We start from the raw sequence: 454 nt of genomic DNA on the forward strand, positions 1-454 counted from the left end.
GTGGATGCGGTGGAGGCGCATGGTACGGGTACGAAGCTGGGTGATCCGATCGAGGCGCAGGCGCTGATCGCGGTGTATGGGCAGGACCGTCCGGCGGACAGGCCGTTGTGGCTGGGGTCGCTGAAGTCGAATGTGGGACACACACAGGCCGCCGCCGGCGTGGCAGGTGTGATCAAGATGGTGATGGCGTTGGGGCGGGAGGAGTTGCCGCGGACGTTGCATGTGCAGGAGCCGTCGCCGTTCGTGGACTGGTCGGCGGGTGCGGTGGGGTTGCTGACGGAGCCGGTGGCCTGGCCGCGGGGTGAGCGGGTGCGGCGGGCCGGTGTGTCCTCGTTCGGGGTGAGCGGTACCAACGCGCACGTGATCGTGGAAGAAGCGCCCGCCGTGGAGCCGGCCGCGGTGGAGGGTCCTGATGAGCCGGGGGAGTTTTGCGTCCCGGTGGTGTCGGGGTCGC

General features: G+C 69.8%; 1 pseudogene. It reads left to right on the forward strand.

The features are described 5' to 3' along the window. Positions 1-454: pseudogene (locus tag AV521_RS46180) on the forward strand (ketoacyl-synthetase C-terminal extension domain-containing protein); the annotation flags it as partial.

Source organism: Streptomyces sp. IMTB 2501, from assembly GCF_001953885.1.
Lineage (GTDB): Bacteria > Actinomycetota > Actinomycetes > Streptomycetales > Streptomycetaceae > Streptomyces.